11 protein-coding genes and 1 pseudogene are annotated in these 17144 nt (G+C 67.0%); 6 read left to right on the top strand and 6 right to left on the bottom strand.

What is annotated here, in order from left to right; all coding sequences use genetic code 11:
• Nucleotides 1-332 precede the first annotated feature (332 nt).
• Nucleotides 333-602 (top strand): YodC family protein, encoded by a 270-nt coding sequence (locus BJG93_RS21340; protein ID WP_027196238.1) that lies wholly within the window; start codon nucleotides 333-335, stop codon nucleotides 600-602.
• Nucleotides 603-677: 75 nt separating this feature from the next.
• On the opposite strand, the gene BJG93_RS21345 is transcribed toward BJG93_RS21340, so the two are convergent.
• Nucleotides 678-989, bottom strand: coding sequence for a superinfection immunity protein (locus tag BJG93_RS21345; protein WP_027196239.1), 312 nt, complete (start codon nucleotides 987-989; stop codon nucleotides 678-680).
• 167 nt (nucleotides 990-1156) lie between these two features.
• Between BJG93_RS21345 and BJG93_RS21350 the strand changes: the two genes are divergently transcribed.
• Both BJG93_RS21350 and BJG93_RS21355 read left to right on the top strand, forming a co-directional pair.
• A complete protein-coding gene (locus BJG93_RS21350) occupies nucleotides 1157-2617 on the top strand; it encodes a M20 family metallopeptidase (RefSeq protein WP_027196240.1) in 1461 nt (486 codons plus the stop codon).
• Between the two features lie 51 nt (nucleotides 2618-2668).
• Complete coding sequence (locus BJG93_RS21355; protein ID WP_027196241.1) at nucleotides 2669-3772, top strand: malate/lactate/ureidoglycolate dehydrogenase; 1104 nt, start codon at nucleotides 2669-2671, stop codon at nucleotides 3770-3772.
• A 19-nt stretch (nucleotides 3773-3791) separates the two neighbouring features.
• On the opposite strand, the gene pdeR is transcribed toward BJG93_RS21355, so the two are convergent.
• Nucleotides 3792-5798 carry a cyclic di-GMP phosphodiesterase gene (gene pdeR / locus BJG93_RS21360; RefSeq protein ID WP_027196242.1) on the bottom strand — a complete coding sequence of 669 codons (2007 nt, stop codon included), beginning with the start codon at nucleotides 5796-5798 and terminating at the stop codon, nucleotides 3792-3794.
• Nucleotides 5799-5994: 196 nt separating this feature from the next.
• Nucleotides 5995-10560 carry a DEAD/DEAH box helicase gene (locus tag BJG93_RS21365; protein WP_027196243.1) on the bottom strand — a complete coding sequence of 1522 codons (4566 nt, stop codon included), beginning with the start codon at nucleotides 10558-10560 and terminating at the stop codon, nucleotides 5995-5997.
• 248 nt (nucleotides 10561-10808) lie between these two features.
• On the opposite strand from BJG93_RS21365, the gene BJG93_RS21370 reads away from it, so the two are divergent.
• Nucleotides 10809-11864, top strand: coding sequence for an aldo/keto reductase (locus tag BJG93_RS21370; RefSeq protein ID WP_027196244.1), 1056 nt, complete (start codon nucleotides 10809-10811; stop codon nucleotides 11862-11864).
• A 155-nt stretch (nucleotides 11865-12019) separates the two neighbouring features.
• Here the strand turns inward: BJG93_RS21370 and BJG93_RS21375 are convergent, their stop codons facing one another.
• Complete coding sequence (locus BJG93_RS21375) at nucleotides 12020-12361, bottom strand: carboxymuconolactone decarboxylase family protein (RefSeq protein ID WP_027196245.1); 342 nt, start codon at nucleotides 12359-12361, stop codon at nucleotides 12020-12022.
• A 117-nt stretch (nucleotides 12362-12478) separates the two neighbouring features.
• Between BJG93_RS21375 and BJG93_RS21380 the strand changes: the two genes are divergently transcribed.
• Complete coding sequence (locus BJG93_RS21380) at nucleotides 12479-13459, top strand: cupin domain-containing protein (protein ID WP_027196246.1); 981 nt, start codon at nucleotides 12479-12481, stop codon at nucleotides 13457-13459.
• A 27-nt stretch (nucleotides 13460-13486) separates the two neighbouring features.
• Here the strand turns inward: BJG93_RS21380 and BJG93_RS21385 are convergent, their stop codons facing one another.
• Both BJG93_RS21385 and BJG93_RS21390 read right to left on the bottom strand, forming a co-directional pair.
• Nucleotides 13487-14059 carry an FUSC family protein gene (locus BJG93_RS21385; protein WP_027196247.1) on the bottom strand — a complete coding sequence of 191 codons (573 nt, stop codon included), beginning with the start codon at nucleotides 14057-14059 and terminating at the stop codon, nucleotides 13487-13489.
• A gap of 74 nt (nucleotides 14060-14133) precedes the next feature.
• On the bottom strand, nucleotides 14134-15561 hold the full coding sequence (locus BJG93_RS21390; protein ID WP_027196248.1) for an aminotransferase-like domain-containing protein: 1428 nt from the start codon (nucleotides 15559-15561) through the stop codon (nucleotides 14134-14136).
• A 338-nt stretch (nucleotides 15562-15899) separates the two neighbouring features.
• Here BJG93_RS21390 and BJG93_RS21395 point away from each other — a divergent pair.
• Nucleotides 15900-17131, top strand: a pseudogene (locus tag BJG93_RS21395) (NAD(P)/FAD-dependent oxidoreductase).
• Nucleotides 17132-17144 lie beyond the last annotated feature (13 nt).

The raw sequence follows: 17144 nt of genomic DNA on the forward strand, positions 1-17144 counted from the left end.
CGCGGCTGCCGAACTGCGTCAGGATTTCTAATCAGACGAAACGATTCTCGCATTTTCTACCGGCCCGCAAACGGCCTGCAGTAACAGTTGCGTATGTGCGGTAGCGCACATAGGGTTACCCGTATGGTATCGCCGATATTTTCTCGGAACGCAGGCAGCTTTACGTGCAGGCATGAACGCCGCTCCGGCTGAAAACGGTATCAATAAAAAGGGCTTGCCGCGTTTAAATTGAATTGTTAATCTGTCTTAACTTTAGAGTCTTCATTCAACAGGTCGAAGTCCATATAGCCTAGGCTCAATGACTTAATAACGCTCAAGATAGGGGGCCGAATATGCTGACCGCTACCATTGACGCATTCGAGACAACATCCGCCGCCTTCAGCGTGGGCGACGTGGTCAAATTGAAGGAAGGGGGGCCGCGCATGACCGTGACGTACGCAGGTCCGGTCGCGCTGAATCCCGGCGAGTGGCTGATCTGCGAATGGTTCGACGAACACGGCGAACTGCGCCAGGAAATGTTTGCCCAGCAAGCCGTGCGTGCGGAACCGCGTTCGATTCCGGCGGGCTCGGTACAGTGGAGTCGCATCGGGCGCGCGGCCTGAACGACACCCGTGCACGTCAATCACACCGTTTATTGCTCGTTTATTGCTCGTATCGATCGAGCCGCCCGAAGCGTTTCAGCGTTCGGGCCGGTCGCGCGCGGCCTCACGCCGCCGCACGCGCAGCATCAGCGCCGATGAAAACGCGCGCATGCTCGACAGCTTGCGTGTCTGCACGATGTCGCTCGCGAGGCTCTCGGCCGGATTCGGCTGCAGCGCCCAATACAACGCGAGCACCCAGCCGAGTACGGTCCAGCCGAGGCAGGCGTTAAAGAGCGCGAGCGTCAGCACGTCGCGACGCTTGCGCCGGTCCGCGATGATCGCCGGCAGAAAATACAGCGCCAGCGCGAACGCCGCGGCGATGGCCTGAACGGCCACGTTGCCACCCATAAAAGCTCCTCGTGCGCGATGCATGTAGAGATTGTCGCGCGAATGGCCGCTTCGCGCCTCGCCCTCGCGCATTGCCGCTGCGCACTCCATCACCGCAAGGGGTTCAGCGCTGCACGCATCGGGACTATGATGATCGTTTCGACCCACAGTACTTCATGGACCCGATCATGATCACCGACGACACGACCCGGCAGACTCAACTCAACGCGGACACGCTACGAGAATTCGTCGAGCGCAAGTGGAACGACGAGATCGTGCCCGCGCTGACGGACTACATCGCGGTGCCGGCCAAGAGTCCGGCGTTCGATCCGGACTGGGCAAAGCACGGTTATCTGGAGCGCGTCATCACCGACGCCGCGCAATGGGCCGAGCAGCAACCGGTACGCGGTCTGAAGCTCGAGGTGATCCGCCTGCCGGGCCGCACGCCGGTGATCTTCTTCGAGACGGCCGCGACGCGCTCGGGCAGCGATGAAACCATCGTGCTGTACGGCCACCTCGACAAGCAGCCCGAGTTCGACGGCTGGCGCAACGACCTTGGCCCGTGGACGCCGAAGCTCGAAGACGGCAAGCTCTACGGCCGGGGCGGCGCGGACGACGGCTACGCGATCTACGCCAGCTTGACGGCGCTTGCCGCGCTCGATGCACAGGGTGTCGAGCGTCCTCGCTGCGTCGGGCTGATCGAAACCTGCGAGGAGTCGGGCAGCTACGACCTGCTGCCCTACGTCGACGCACTGCGCGAGCGACTCGGTAAGGTCGGGCTCGTCGTGTGTCTCGATTCGGGCGCGGGCAACTACGATCAGCTGTGGCTGACCACGTCGCTGCGCGGGCTCGTCGGCGGCGATCTCGAAGTGCAGGTGCTCGACGAAGGGATCCACTCCGGCGTCTACGGCGGCATCGTACCGTCGAGCTTCCGCATCATGCGGCAGCTGTTCGACCGTCTCGAAGACTCCGCGAACGGCACGCTGTTGCCGAAGGGCTTCCACTGCCCGGTGCCGGCCGATCGTCTGCGCGAAGCGGAAGCCGCCGCAAAGATCCTCGGCGATGACGTCTGGAAGAAGATGCCGTGGGCGTGCGGCCAGGACGGCCGCCAGGTGCTGCCCACCACGACCGATCCGCGCGAGGCGCTGCTCAATTCGACGTGGCGTCCTTCGCTGTCGGTGACGGGCGCGGCGGGTTTGCCCGCGCTCGCCGACGCCGGCAACGTGCTGCGTCCGCGCACGGCGTTCAAGCTGTCGCTGCGTCTGCCGCCGACCATCGAAGCGGACAAGGCGGTCGCCGAACTGAAGGCGTTGCTCGAATTCGATCCGCCGTACAACGCGAAGGTCACGTTCAAGCCGGATGCGGGCGGGGCGAGTGGCTGGAACGCACCGGAGGTCGCGCCGTGGCTCGCCACCGCGCTCAACGACGCATCGCGTCAGCACTTCGGCGCCGACGCTGCCTACATGGGCCTCGGCGGCACGATCCCGCTGATGAACGTGCTCAGGGCGGGATTCCCGAAGTCGCAGTTCATGGTGTGCGGCGTGCTCGGGCCGAAGTCGAACGCCCATGGGCCGAACGAATTCCTGCACGTGCCGTACGGCAAGAAGCTGACAGCCGCGGTTGCCGAGGTGATCGCCGCGGCGCCTTGAGCTTCGTCCCGCCGGTTGATTCCCTCCGTTCGAACCACGCCGACCCGCTGAATGACCGACTCCCCGACCGCCCGCGCCACCACGCCCCGGATTCCGGCCGATCAACTGCATGCCTACGTCATGGCGATCTGGGAGCGAGCGGGCAGCGCGCCGCGCGAAGCGGAGCTGGTGGCCGATCATCTGGTGGCCGCGAATCTGACCGGACACGACTCGCACGGCGTCGGCATGATCCCGCGCTATGTCGAGTCGCTCGCCGACAAGCAACTGCAATTGAATCGGCACGCCGACATCGTCAAAGACGCGGGCGCGGTACTGACCGTCGAAGGCGGCCAGGGCTTCGGTCAGGTGATCGCGTTCGAGGCGATGGAGCGGGGCATCGAGCGTGCGCGGCGGCTCGGCATCTGCGCGGTGGGCCTGCGCGGCGCGCATCATATCGGCCGCATCGGGCATTGGGCCGAGCAGTGCGCGCGCGCCGGGCTGGTGTCGTTCCACTTCGTGAACGTGGCGGGCGACCCGCTCGTCGCGCCGTTCGGCGGCGCCGACCGGCGCATCGGCACGAACCCCTTCTGCGCCGCTTATCCGCGGCCCGGCAAACCGCCGCTCGTGCTCGACTTCGCGACCAGCACGATCGCATTCGGCAAGACCCGCGTCGCTTATAACCAGGGCAAGCACACGCCACCCGGCGCGCTGATCGATCACGACGGCATGCCGACGCTCGAACCGAAAGTCATGCACGAAGCGCCGTTCGGCGCGCTGACGCCGTTTGGCGGATACAAGGGTTTCGGGCTCGCGGCGATGTGCGAGATCTTCGGCGGCGCGCTGTCGGGCGGCTTCACGACGCATGCGGACACGCTCGTCACCACGCACGCGATCATCAACTGCATGCTGTCGGTGATCATCGATCCGGCCGCATTCGACGCGCCCGACGCGCAAGCCGAAGCCGATGCGTTCCTCGCGTGGGTGAAGGCGTCGCCGCTCGCGGCGGGCACTGCGCACATCTACGAACCCGGCGAGCCGGAGCGCGTGACACGCGCGCAACGCGAGGCCGCCGGCATTCCGATCGACGCGGCCACATGGACGCAAATCCACGCTGCGGCGCGCGCCGTCGGCGTCAGCGAGAACGAAGTAGCGGGGTGGTCGGCGCGCCTGCGCTGACCCGCGCGACAAAGGAGGCTCAGGCGATCAGCCTGAGCTTGCTGCGCCTATCGAGCAGCCAGCGCTCGAACTCGGTGGCGGGCATCGGCTTGGCGTACAGGAAGCCCTGCACGTAATCGACGCCGAGCCCCTTCATGAAGGCTTCTTCCGCTTCGGTTTCGATCCCTTCGGCGACTACCTGGAAATCGAGCTCCTGCGCGACCGCGACCATCGAGCGCACCAGCGCCTGCGCCTTCATGTCCGCGTGGATCGAGCGCACGAAGCTGCGGTCGAGCTTGATTACGTCGAGCGGAATGCGGCCGAGTTGGGACAGCGACGAGTAGCCGGTGCCGAAGTCGTCCAGATGCACCTGCGCGCCGAGCTGGCGGAACTGCTTGATCAGTTCGATCGCGGCCGCTTCGTTTTCGATCAGACAGCTTTCGGTCAGCTCGAGGTCGATCAGACAGGGATCGAGGCTCGCGTGCTGCAAGGCCTCGGTGAAATGGCGGACCACGGCCGTATCCGTGAGCTGTCGCGCCGACACGTTGATCGCGACGCGCAGGTCATAGCCGGCCGCTTTCCAGCGGGCCGCCTGTTTGGCGGCGGTTTCCATCACCCAGCGGCCGAGCACGCCGATCAGTCCGGATTCCTCCGCATAACGGATGAATTCGACCGGCATGATCTGTCCACGCTCCGGCGAATTCCAGCGCACCAGCGCTTCGGCGCCTTGCACGGCGCCCGTGGCAAGGTTCAGCTTCGGCTGATAGTGCAGCGCGAGCTGGCCCTCGTCGAGTCCGCGGCGCAAATTCGTGTCGAGCCACATGAACTCGGCGACGCGGCGGTTCATGTCCGGCGAGAACACGCGATGGGTGCGCTTGCCTTCGTCCTTCGCGACGTACATCGCGGTGTCGGCCGAACGGATCAGTGATTCGAGGGTGTCCCCGTGCTCCGGCGAACGCGCGATGCCGATCGAGCAGCCGGTGTACACCTCGACCAGCCCGACCGCGAACGGCATGCGCATGCGGTCGAGGATGCGCTGCGCGGTGTTTTCGAGCTCATGCGCGGCGCCCTTCGCGGCCAGCACGATGAATTCGTCGCCGCCGAGCCGCGCGAGCGAGTCGCCCGGGTTCAGGCAGTTGCGGATCGCGTCCGACACGTCGCAGATCAGCCGATCGCCGAACACGTGGCCGTAGTGATCGTTGACCTTCTTGAAGTTGTCGAGATCGAGAAACAGCACACCGACGGTTTCGCCAGGCGCCGCCTGTTCGATCGCGATCTGGATGCGCTCCTGGATTGCGTTGCGATTGGCGAGGCCGGTGAGCGGGTCGGTGGTGGCCTGCTCGATCAGGCGGTCCTGCGCGAGCCGTTGCTCGGTGATGTCGGTGCCCGAGCAGATCAGGAACTGGCCTTCGATGCCGCTGCCGCTGCGCACGAGCTTGTTGCGAAACAGGAACAGCCGCTCGCCGTGCACCGTCTTGATGCGCCGTTCGACCTCGTACGGTTCGCCACGATTGAAGAAGTTCGCGCTGACCTCGTTCGAGACCGCGCCGTCGTCGGACGACATGAACAGCGTCCAGACGCTGCGGCCGATGATGTCTTCTTCCCTGAGTCCGGTCAGCTCCTCGGCGAGGCGGTTAAAGCGCTGTATCCGGCCGTGCCGGTCGACGATCACGACGACCGAGTTCACCTCGGAGACCACCCGTTCGGCGAACGACAGACCGTGCAGCAACGCGCGCGCGACGGATTCGGTGTCGGCATCGGCCGAGGCGGTGCCGCCCCAGCGATGACAGTCGAGCTTCTTGCCGACCAGATGCAGCCGCAGCGGCACGCCGTCCAGCTGCACGTCGACGACCACGTGCGAGGTCACGCCGCTCAGCGCGCGGACCCGGGAGGCTTCAGGAGATTTGAGGGGAATCGCGACGCCGGCGGCCGCGTCGCCGTGCGCTGGCAGGAGTTCCAGCGTGTCGCTGGCGGCCGCCAGGCGCCAGCAGGGGCTGCTCGTGCCGAACCGCGCGTGAAGCACCTGGTCGTGTAGCTCGTCGCTCATGAAATCCCCGGAGTGTGCCGGCGATCCCTTATCAAGGGCGGCGGCGGCCGACAGTCTTCCTCATACTAATTCGAAACTGTCTCATTGTATCTAAGCGTGACTATTCGAGCGAAGAATCATTAACGTTTCGCTAACCATGCGCGCGAGCCCGCGCGGTGCGACTATTTCACGGCAAAACGACGCCGCGGTGACGCCGCTAGAAGCGGCGCGTGAGCAACGCGCGGGCACGTTCGCGCTCGAGCGGATTGGCGTCGAGCGCCCCGTCGAACCAGAACTTGCCGGCCACCAGCGTGGCCGCCACGACGCCGTCGCGATAGAGCACGCGGTTTCCGGCGACGGCCGGCACCTTGTCGCCGACCAGAAGCGTGCCGGCGAGATTCAGCGGGTCCGTGCCCGCAACGCAAATAAGCGCGCCGTCGCTCGGCTGGCGCCGCACTTCGCGCAGCAGTGGAATCGCCTCGGGCAGCGCGAACTGCTCGCCGGCGAGCCCGTTGACGAAACGACCGCCGCGGATCACGCCGCGTGCTTCCAGCCGCTGCAGCACGCGCAGCAGATCGCGCCACGGCGGCAGCCATTCGGCTTCGCGTTCGAGCACGCGCCAGAATACGACGCCGTAGCGGCGCAACAAGGTCATCGCGACATGTTCGAGCACCTCGGGCGGCAACTGGCGGCGCCGCTCGGATGGATGTTCCGGCGCGGCGGCCGACGGACGGCTCACCAGCGCCCAACGCCCCGCGTCGTCCATGCCGCCGATCAGCGCGCTCGCGCGCGCGCGCCGGCTGCTGGAAAACGCGTTGCGTTTGGCGGCCGGCTTCAGCAACGCGCGCAGACCCGCGAAGCTGTCGGAGTTCGCGAGGCCGGCCGCGACCAACTCGCCGAGCGCGTTTTCGAGCTCGATGCGCAGCACGCGCACCTCGGCCAGCAGTTCGTCGAAGAACATCGCGCCGTGTTGCGCGAGCGTGTCGTGCACGCCTTGCGCGAGCGCCGACAACTCGACCTCGCGAGCCGGATCGAGCAACGCGCGCCACGCACGCAGCTGGGCGCGCGGCAGCAGCACGATCGGCGTGCCGCGCACCGGACCGGCGGCGCCGCGCGCCCGCTCGGTCAGACGGGTCCAGACGATCTTGCCGGCGCGGCAAAGCTCGTCGAGCGAACTGTTCGCGTAGGCGCGCACGCGCGCGGGCAGGATGTCTTCCTCCCACGCGCCGGCCGCGGCCTGGAAGCCTTCGAGCTGATCGAGCGCGGCGGCGAGCGCGTCGCGGCCCTCGGCGCGCGTGGTCGGCGTCAGATGCTGCCACTCGAACAGGAAGCGCATGAAGTCGTGCCGCTCGACCGGCTCGATCTCACGCCGCAGCCGCTTCACCGTGTAGCGGTGGATGCGCGCAAGCAGGTGCCGCTCGCACCATTCCTCCTCGCTCGTGTGCGGCGTGAAGCGGCCGCGCAGCAGATAGCCTTCGGCTTCGAGCCGGATCAGCGCCGGTTCGACCCGATCGACCGGCAAACCGAGCGGGCGCGCGATCGCGTCGACCGTTAGCGGGCCGAAACCGGTCAGACGCGCGCGCAGTACGTCGACGAGCGCGTCGTCGGCGCTCCAGCTTTCGGTGTAGCCCTTCGGAGCGCTCAGCGGCGGAGCGTAGCGATCGCGCGGGATGCCTAGGTAGAGCGCTTCAAAGCAGGTGAGGCGTTCGGCGGGCAGCCACAGTGCGCTGTCGCTGTCGCTGTCGCTGTAATTGGCGCTGCCCGCGTTTGCTGTCGTGGCCAGCGGCAAGCGCGTCGCCCGGCCAGCCTTCGCCAAGCCCGCCAGCAGCGCCGGCCAAGCCTCGTGCGCGAGCGCTTCGGCTGCGGTGATGCACGCGAGGCCGGTCAGCGCTTCGTGCATTTCGTCGGCGGTGCGTGCCTGCGGCCAGGCTTCGTCGCGCACGCTGTCGAGCGCGGCGGAGTCGAGCGCGCCGAGATCGTCGGCGCTTTCCGGATCGGTCCAGCGGCGGTTCAGTACCGCCTGGGTGCGGCGCTCCTCGATCGGCGCGTCGTCCAGATAGGCGTAGGGCTTCGCGGTCAGGACTTCGGCAGCGAGCGGCGACGGCGCCGGCAGGTCGCGCGCGACGAGCCGCAGCTCGCCGTGCTCGATGCGGCGTAGCAGCGCGAGCCAGCGTTCGCTGTCCATCGCGTCGTGCAGACAGTCGTCGATGGTCTGGTCAACCAAAGGGTGGCGCGGCACCTCGCGTTCGCCGACGACGTTCTCCAGACACGCGGCCTGCTCCGGAAACACGCTGGCGAGCAGATCCTCGCTGCGCATGCGCTGCAGTTGCGGCGCGGTTTTGCGGCCGCCCGTGTAGCGCGGCAGGCCGAGCGCGGTCGTCGCGTTCCAGCGCCAGCGCACGCCGAATAACGGCGCATCGAGCAGCGCCTGGATCAGCAGATGCTCGGCGCTGTTCGAATGCAGATAGCGCCAGACATCGTCGAGTACGAACGAGTGGCTGCCGGTCAGCGACAGCACGATCGCGTCTTCGGTGGCCGCGGCCTGCAGCTCGAAGTTGAAGCTGCGGCAGAAGCGCTTGCGCAGCGCGAGCCCCCACGCGCGATTCACGCGGCTGCCGAACGGCGAGTGGATCACGAGCTGGGTGCCGCCCGATTCGTCGAAGAAGCGCTCCATCACGAGCGTGCTCTGCGTCGGCAGTGCGCCGAGCGCCGCGCGGGCGCGAGCGAGGTATTCGACGATCTGGCGCGCGGCGGATTCGTCGAGCGCGAGGTTGTCGATGAGCCATGCGATCGCGTGGTCGAGCCGCGGCGCGGTGGGGCCGGTTTCATGTGCGACTTCTGTCGCGGCGATTCCCGCCGACGCGAGCGCGCGTGCCGCGGGCTCGCGCTCCGTCAGCAGACCTTCGACCTGCTCGCGCAGTCGCGCGACCGCGAACGACAGTTCGTCGCTGCGCCCCGGCGCCTCGCCGAGCCAGAACGGAATGTTCGGCGGTTGCCCTTGCGCGTCCTCGACCCGCACGCGGCCGCTTTCGATGCGCAGAATCCGGTACGACGCATTGCCGAGCTGGAACACATCGCCGGCGAGGCTTTCGACCGCGAAGTCCTCGTTGACGGTGCCGATATTGATCGCCTGCGGTTCGAGCACGACCGCATAATCCGCGTTTTCGGGGATCGTGCCGCCCGAGGTCACGGCGACCAGCTTGCCGCCGCGCCGGCCCCGCAGCGTGCCGCTGACGGCATCGCGATGCACGTACGCCGCGCGCGGACCGTGGCGGCTCGTATAGCCCTCGGCGAGCATGCGCAGCACCGCGTCGTATTGTTCGCGCGGCAGATCCGCGTACGGCGCGGCGCGCCGCAGCATGTCGAACAGCGCATCCTCGCTCCACTCGGCGCTCGACACTTCCGCGACGATCTGTTGCGCGAGCACGTCGAGCGGCGCGCGCGGAATGCGCAGCGCGTCGAGCTCGCCACGCCGCACGCAATCGAGCAGCGCCGCGCATTCGAGCAGATCGTCGCGCGAGGCCGGAAACAGCCGCCCCTTCGGCATGCCGCCCACGTGGTGCCCCGAGCGGCCGACGCGTTGCAGGAACGGCGCGATCGCGCGCGGCGAACCCATCTGGCAGACGAGGTCGACATCGCCGATATCGATGCCGAGTTCGAGCGACGCGGTCGCGATCAGCACCCGCAGCTCGCCGCGTTTCAAGCGCTGCTCCGCGTCGAACCGATGTTCCTTGGCGAGACTGCCGTGATGCGCGGCGACTGCGTCCTTGCCGAGCCGCTCGGTCAGATGACGCGCGGCGCGCTCGGCCATGCGGCGCGTGTTGACGAAGATCAGCGTAGTGCGGTGCTGCGCGACCAGCTCGGCGAGCCGGTCGTAGACGCGCTCCCACACCTCGTTGGGCAGCACCGCTTCGAGCGGTACCGGCGGGATCTCGAGCGCGAGGTCGCGCGCGCGGACGTGGCCGACGTCGATCACCGCGCATTCGGCCGGCACGTCGCTGTCGAGGCTCGCGCCGCCGACTAAGAACCGGGCGACCGCACTGACCGGTTTTTGCGTCGCCGACAGCCCGATGCGCGGCAGACGTTGCCCGCACAGCGCGTCGAGCCGTTCGAGGCTCAGCGCGAGATGACTGCCGCGCTTGCTGCCCGCGAGCGCGTGGATTTCATCGACGATCACCGTGCGCACCGTCGCCAGCATGCGGCGTCCCGAGTCCGAGCCGAGGAGCACGTACAGCGATTCCGGCGTCGTCACGAGAATGTGCGGCGCGCGTTTCTTTAGCGCGTTGCGCTCCTGCTGCGTGGTATCGCCGGTGCGCACCGCGGTGCGGATCTCGAGCGCCGGCTGGCCGAGCGCATCCAGCTCGGCGGCAATGCCTTGCAGCGGCAGCTGCAAATTGAGGCGGATGTCGTTGGAAAGCGCCTTCAGCGGCGACACGTAGACGACCAGCGTTTCGTCGGGCAGCGTGCCGCCGTTGGCGAGGCCTCGCGACACCAGGTCGTTCAGCGCGGACAGGAACGCGGTCAGCGTTTTGCCGGAACCGGTCGGCGCGGCGACCAGCGTCGAGCGGCCGCTACGGATTTGCGGCCATGCGGCGGCCTGCGCGTCGGTCGGGGCGGCGAAGGTTTTCAGGAACCAGCCGGCGACGGCTGGGTGAAAACCTTCGAGTGCCTGCCGTACCGGCGGCTGGGTAGGCCCGGCGGGCCGCGCCGCGCTCACTGTGGTGCGGGTCTTGCGAGAACCGGGCGTCGTGTCGAGTGCGGCGGATGGGTTGGCCGAAGTCATGCTCGTGTAGATGGGGCGGGGTAGTCAGTCGTGAGGTCGCCGCGGCGTTGCCGGCCGGCACGGGCCGATGCGCGGCAACGCTCAGTCTCGCAGGTTTTCGCGGCTTGCGCGCGCCGCGGCGTTTTCTTCCGTGCGCGTGGTCTGTCGGTGTCAGGGACATGGGTCGTGCCAATGCGCGTCACCTGCGCAGCGCCACCAATTGCAGTACGCTTGACGATTCTTCCTGCACCCGCGATGGAGCGTCGACGATGCGATATAACCAGTTGGGCCGTACCGGTGTGTTTGTTTCGGAGTTGTGTTTGGGCACGATGACCTTCGGCGGCGGCGAAGGCATCTGGCGGCAGATCGGCGATCTGCAGCAGAACGACGCGGAGCGGCTGGTCGGCCGGGCGCTCGACGCGGGTATCAATTTCATCGACACGGCCGACGTCTACGCGGGGGGCCTGTCCGAGCAGATCACCGGCCAGGCGCTGAAGAATCTGAAAGTGCCGCGCGACAAGGTCGTGATCGCGACCAAGGTGTTCGGCCAGACCGGCGAGTTCGCGAACGCTCGCGGCGCGTCGCGCTATCACATCCTCGACGGCATCAAGGCGAGCCTGAAGCGTCTGCAGCTCGATCATGTCGACCTGTATCAGATCCACGGTTTCGATCCGGCCACGCCGATCGAGGAAACCGTGCGCGCACTCGATACGCTCGTACAGCACGGCCACGTGCGCTATGTCGGCGTGTCGAACTGGGCCGCCTGGCAGATCGTCAAGGCGCTCGGGATCGCCGAGCGGCTCGGCACCGCGCGCTTCGAATCGCTGCAAGCGTATTACACGCTGGCGGGCCGCGATCTCGAACGCGAGCTCGTGCCGATGCTGCAAAGCGAAGGTCTCGGCCTGATGGTGTGGAGTCCGCTCGCGGGTGGTTTGTTGAGCGGCAAATACGGCCGCGAGCAGCAGGCCGAGGCGGGCAGCCGTCGCACCAGCTTCGATTTTCCGCCGGTCGATCGCGAGCGGGCGTATGACTGCATCGACGTGATGCGCGGGATCGCCGCGGCGAAGAACGTCTCGGTCGCGCAGATCGCGCTCGCGTGGTTGCTGCATCAGCGCGTCGTTAGCACGGTGATCGTCGGCGCGAAGAAAATCGAGCAGCTCGACGACAACATCGCGGCGACCAACGTCGCGCTGTCCGCCGACGAACTCGCGAAGCTCGCGGAGGTCAGCACGCTGCCAGCGGAGTATCCGGGCTGGATGCTGGAGCGGCAGGGCGAGCAGCGCCGCCAGCAGCTGGCGGAGGTTCGGCACGTCGTGCCGCGGTAATCGCGCGGCCGGGACGCTCATCATCTGTTCGTCGGCTCTGGCCGCGGCCGCGGGTCAGTCTTCGCCCGAGCCTGACGCGCCGCCTCTACCGATCATGATCGAAGATGTGGCGCGCGGGCTTTCCTTGCCGCGAATAACCGAATCGTCGATGTGGTTTATCCCTGCGTATGCGCGGCCACTGCGTCCAGCGTGCGCGCCGAATACACCAGCGTCGCGCCGGCGTTGATCGCCATCGCGACGCCGAGCGCTTCGGCGATTTCTTCACGCGTCGCGCCGTGCTTCAGCGCCTCGGCCGTATGGACCGTGATACAGCCGTCACAGCGCAGGCTGACCGCGACCGCGAGCGCGATCAGCTCGCGTGTTTTTGCGCCTAGCAGGTCGGTCTTCTGACCGGCGTTCGACATCGCCTGATAGGCTTTCACACTGTCCGGCGCGAGCTTCGACATTTCGCCGATTCGGCCGAACAGTTCCTTGCGGTAATCGATCCAGTTCAACATGGCAGTGCTCCTTGGTCCGTTGCGCGTCGGCGGATGCCGGCGTCGTGGGCCACAGTATTGCGCCGCACCGCGATATCCTGAATACTCATTCGACTCAATTTTTAGCGCGCTCGTCTCATGGACACGCTCAGTCGCCTGATCGACCTTGCCCGGCCGCAAGCGAGTCTCGATCTTCGCTGCCTGCTGTCGGGCGCATTCGATATCGATCATGCGCCTTTCGAAGCGGGCGTCGCGCCGTTTCATCTGGTGCTCGCCGGCACCTGCGTGATCGAGACCGCCGCCGGCGAGTCGCTCGACATGCAGGCCGGCGATTTCATACTGTTTCCGCGTGGCGCCGCGCATCGCGTGCGTGACGTGACGCGCTCGGCGGGCGGCTTGCCGGTGACGCTCGGGCATGACGGCATGCTGCCCGTGCGGCGCAACGACGGCCATCGAATCACCGACACGTCGGCGCGCGCGCCCAACGACACGGCCATTCATGACCGTGTCGATCTGCTGTGCGGCCGCTTCGTCTATGCGCCCGGTTCATCGGCGCTGCTGCTCAATGCGCTGCCCGATCCGCTGCACGTGTCGCTCGGCGACCCGCACACGCTCGATGCGTTGCAAACGGTGATCGCGCTCATGCGCGGCGAAGCGGAGCGGCGTCAGCCTGGCGCGGTGGCGATCGTGACGGCACTGAGCCACGCGCTGTTCACGATGGCGCTGCGCGTGCACGGCGAGCGCAACGCGAACAACGCCGGCATGCTCGCGTTGCTCACGGACGCCCGCCTCGGCGCATCGGTTCAGGCGATGCTCGACGCGCCCGAACGGGCATGGACGATCTCTGAACTCGGCGAGCGCGCGGCGATGTCGCGCGCGACCTACGCGCGCCACTTCAACGAGCGCGCGGGCATGACTGTGCTGGATTTCTTGACGCAGATCCGCATGGCGATCGCCAGCGATCTGCTGTTGCGTACCCGACGCAGCGCGGCGGACATCGGCGAGGCGGTCGGCTATCAATCGGAAGCGGCGTTCGGCAAGGCGTTCGCGCAAAGCGTCGGGGTGACGCCGGGACGCTACCGACGTCGCAAGCAAGCGGACGATGCTCTGGATGACTGACTAAAAACTCGACGCGTGCGTGCGATGCTATTTGTGCGGTGCTCTCTTGCTGAATGCACGTCTTTCGAGCGACGCCATCAACCGCGCGACCAGCAGCGCGCAGACCGTGCCGAGCGTCACTTCGGCAAGCCGCACCAGCGCCTTGTCCCATGCGGGGCCGAGGCCCGGCACCAGCAGCATGATCGTCGCGGTGATGCCGCCGAGGCGTGCCGCGCTGCCGACGTTGACCACCCAGCAGATCATGATCGCGATCGCTACGGTCGCCGCGTAGGCGGCGAAATGGCCGCCGCCCACGAGCGTGCCGACGAGCCCGCAGATGCCGCCGACCATCGCGCCGATGAACTGGTCGCGCGACAGCTTGCGGGTGTCGATATAGCTGTGCTGGCTCACCGCAATCGCGGTGATCGCGGCCCAGAACGCCTGCTCGATATGCAGCGTGTGGCCGATGCCGAACGCGAGACTCGCGCCTGCCACCGCCTGCACCGCCATGAAGCCGCCCTCGATCAACCTGTCGCCGAGCGGCAGCGTCTTCAGGAAAGCGAACAGCGCATCGGCGGCGGTCGTGCGCGAGGAATGGCTTGAATCGTCGGACGGAGTCATCGGATGAAGGCGGCTCGGCGGGGCATGATAGTGCCGTATTCTAGCCGCGCCGCCTGACGGTTCCATCGCTACATCTAAATCGTGCCGAACAGCGCGCGCGGCCGGTCGCGCAGCGTGTGCGCCAGAACCTGCAGGGCGCGCGTCAACTGCTCGCGCGACTCGGCGCAAGCGAGATTGATGCGCACGCCGTGCTCGACCGTCGAGCGATCGACCGCAAACGCGGATGCGGGCATCGTGTTGACGCCGCGCGCGAGCGCGTTCGCCGCGAAGTCGTCCGAGCGCCACGGCGGCGGTACGCGCAACCACACGAACATGCATGCGGGATCGCTCTTCAGATGCTCGATGGGCAACAGTTCGCGCGCGATCTGCTGGCGCGCGCGCAGCTCGGTGCGCTGCGCGTCGAGGATCGTCAGCGCGGTGCCGTCCTCGATCCAGCGCGTGGCGATCAGCGTCGACAGCGGCGCGGGCATCCACGCGGTCGTGCGTACCGCCTCCGCGGCGAGCGCCGCGCCGTGCGGCGGCGTGTGCAGATAGCCGACGCGCAAACCCGGCGCGAGGATCTTCGACGTCGACGTGATGTGAAAGGTCAGCTCCGGGCACAGACTCGCAATCGTCGGCAGGCGCGCTTGCAGCAGCGGGCCGTACACGTCGTCCTCGATGATCACGATGTGATGCCGACGCGCAATGTCGGCGAGCGCCGCGCGACGCGCGAGGCTCATCGTCACGACGGTCGGGTTCTGCAGATTCGGCACCGTGAAAATCGCCTTCACGCGCCTGTGGCGGCACACATCTTCGAGACGGTCGGGCAGCAGCCCTTCGTCGTCGCTCGGAATGCCGACCAGTTCGAACTGGAACACCGGCGCGAGTGCTTTCAGGCCGTAGTAGGTCAGCTGATCCGACAGGATCACGCCCTCGTGACCCATCAGGCTGCTGAGCACCGCATACAGGCCATGCTGCGCGCCGCTCGTGACGACCACGCTGTCGGCGCCGGGTGCGAAGCCGGGCGCGGCGAGCCACTGCGCACCCGCCGCGCGCGCCCACTCGGGGCCTTGCGGAGGTTGATATTCCTGAGTCTCCGGATAGCGGGGATCGTGCGCGATCTGCGCCATCGTCCGCGCGAGCTGCGTCAGGAACTCGCCGGTGGCCGGCCGGTTCACGGTCAGGTCGATTACGGCGTTCGTTTTTGCATTGCCGCTTGCCGAGGCGTTGTCGCTGCGGGCATGCACGGCAGGCATGGCACCGCCGGTCACGATCGAGCCGCGCCGCTTGCTCGCCACGATCAGTCCACGCGCCTGCAATTCCTTGTATGCACGTGACACGGTGGAGACATTCAGACCCAGCTCGATCGCAAGCTCGCGCTGAGGCGGCAGGCGGCTACCTGGCGGGTAGAGCCCGTTGCGGACTTTTTCCTCGAGGTTGCGCGACACCTCAAGATAGGTCGGCTGACGTCCCTTTGACTGGAGAATGTCTTCGCCGTTTGTGTGGTCAATTGTGCTCTTCATCCAGATTTCTTCTCCATACAAAAACTTGTTCGAGCGTGCCGGCAAGCCAATACTAAACCCATTTGCCGACTGGTCGACAGGCGAACCTCTACACGCACGATGCCTGCCCGCATTGGCTCGGGAAAGTACCTAAGTCCACACAAAGCCAAAGTAATTGCGCACAAAAAATCTTTGTGTGAGTATTAAAGCATGATTTGTATGGCGCTGCATCCAACGGCGACCTGCAACTGCAGTGCAGGAGGGACAGTCATGACAGAGCAACAGAGAACGCTGCGCCCGGTCGATGCACTCGGCCCGGCTTCGGGTCGCGCGGGCGGTTGTACCGGCCGGCAAGCGCGATGAGCGAAGTCGCCGTGCTGGGCGCGGGCTTCATCGGCCTGTCGAGCGCCTACTGGCTGATGCGCGACGGTCACCACGTCACGCTGTTCGACCCGCTCGGTCCGGGCGAGGCCACGTCGTACGGCAACGCAGGCACGTTCGCCAACTACGGCTGCATTCCGGTGAACAACCCGGCGGTGTTTCGCAATCTGCCGCGTTTCCTGTTTTCGCCGACGAGTCCGCTGCGGATCCGCTGGCGCTATCTGCCGCAGCTCGCGCCGTGGCTCGCGCGCTTTCTGTGCGCATCGATGCCGCGGCGCTACCTGCACAGCGCGCAGGCGCTTGCGAGCCTGCTGTCGCGCGCGTCTGACGGCTACGATGAAATGCTGGCGAGCGACGACCTGTCTCGCTTCGTGCGGCCGCGCGAATGCCTGTATCTGTACTCGAGTGCGGCGTCGTTCGAGGCGGCGCAGCCGTCGCTCGCATTGCGCCGCTCGCTTGGCGTGCGCTTCCAAAACGTCGACCGAGCCGGCATCGCCGCACTCGAACCGAATCTCGCGCCCATTTTTGCGCACGGCACCTTGTTCAACGGCAGTTGGTTCCTCAGCGATCCGCGCGGCTTTTTGCAGGCGCTGCACACAGCGCTGCTCGCGCGCGGTCTGCGGCACGAGCGCATCGCGGTTCGCACCCTCGCGCCGGGCGGCGCCAGCGTGCGCATCGTCGACGATGCGGGTCGCGCCTATGACGCCGCACAGGTGGTGATCTGCACGGGGGCGTTTTCGCGACGCTTCGCGCGCCAATGCGGCGACCGCGTACCGCTCGATACCGAGCGCGGCTATCACGTGCGTTTCCCCGGCACGTCGTCGCTGATTTCACGGCCGTGCGGCTGGGCTGAGCGCGGCTTCTACATGGTGCCGATGGACGGCGGCATCCGCGCGGCGGGCACCGTCGAGCTCGGCGGCTACGGATCGCAGCGCAATGCCGCGCTGCTCGACCTGATCACGCGCTCCGCGCGGCACGCGCTGCCGCAATTGCCGCAGCCGGATAGCGACTGGCTCGGCTTGCGGCCGAGCTGCCCGACGGACTGCCGGTCGTCGGCCCGTCGAGCGCGTCGCCACGCGTCGTCTACGCGTTCGGCCATCAGCATCTGGGCGTCACGCTGGGCGGCGTGACGGGCAGCGTCGTCGCCGATCTGGTGGCGGGGCGCATGCCGCCGGTCGATCTCGCGCCTTATAGCCCGCGTCGTTTTTAACCACCGCAACTGC

Source organism: Paraburkholderia sprentiae WSM5005 (assembly GCF_001865575.2).
Classification (GTDB): Bacteria; Pseudomonadota; Gammaproteobacteria; order Burkholderiales; family Burkholderiaceae; genus Paraburkholderia; species Paraburkholderia sprentiae.